This window comes from Corynebacterium lipophilum, from assembly GCF_024102595.1.
GTDB classification, from domain to species: Bacteria; Actinomycetota; Actinomycetes; order Mycobacteriales; family Mycobacteriaceae; genus Corynebacterium; species Corynebacterium pseudogenitalium.
The window spans coordinates 1-961 of the sequence record NZ_JAEUWV010000049.1 but is presented as its reverse complement, the minus strand read 5'-3'; the positions used below and the strand labels follow the sequence as shown (position 1 = coordinate 961).

Below are 961 nucleotides of genomic sequence, written 5' to 3'. Positions count from 1 at the left end.
CGACGACAAGGGCGCCTTGAAGTCTTGTGATTTCCAGGCTCCTGAAGACCTGAAGGAAACCACTGTCTACACGGCCGCTGTGGTCAGTGTGGATCCTGCGTCGGGTGAGCCTTCTGATCGTTGGGAGCTCGCTGACTCGTTTACGGCGGTTGTTCCTGCGCCGTTGCCGCTGGGTTCGAGGTATGACGACTACGTTGCCGATGAGGTAGCGCCGTTGTTCAAGAAGCTGCCGGACAATGTCGCTGAAGGTGCTGCACCGAAGTACTCGGCGGAGGGCTTGCCTGATGGGCTGACGATTGATGAGGCAACCGGCAAGATCACTGGTACTCCAACCAAGGCTGGTACGACTGAGGTGACTGTAACCCGTACGGTTGATGTTACGGTTGAAAAGTCAGTGCCGGTTGTTGATGAGAATGGCAACCCGGTCTACGAAAATCCGGGCGAGCAAGATCCGGAAAAGCGTGTCGAGAAGACTGAGAAGAAGACGGTTACCGAATCTCGTCAGGAGAAGGTTGTTACCAAGATTGTGGTAACGGATTCCCCGCTTGCAGCTGGTACGGCTGGTACGGAGTACACCCAGGATGTGAAGCCGGAGGGCTTCGGCCCATTGCCGCAGGGCTTTGAGGTGAAGGAAGGTTCGATTGCAGTCGAGGGTCTTCCGGAGGGCTTGAAGTTCGAAAACGGCAAGATCACTGGCACGCCGGAGAAGGCTGTTGAGGCTTCTGAGGAGAAGCCGAATGTGACAGTGAAGTACGTTCTGGTTGATCAGGACGGCAAAGAAACTGAGCACATGGATGTTGTGCCGCTGAATATCGCGCCGACGACCGATGCGTATGAGCCGAAGTATGAGGACGGTAAGGGTAAGCCGGGCGAGGATGCTACGGTTCCTGCTCCGAAGTTCACTGACAAGGACGGTAAGGACACCAAGGCTCCTGAGGGTGCGAAGTTCACTCCTGGTGAC

At 56.1% G+C, this 961-nt stretch carries 1 protein-coding gene; it reads left to right on the top strand.

Going from position 1 to position 961, the window contains the following annotated elements; genetic code table 11:
- A partial coding sequence (locus JMN37_RS11260; protein ID WP_252932204.1) for a putative Ig domain-containing protein occupies positions 1–961 on the top strand: 961 nt, incomplete at both ends.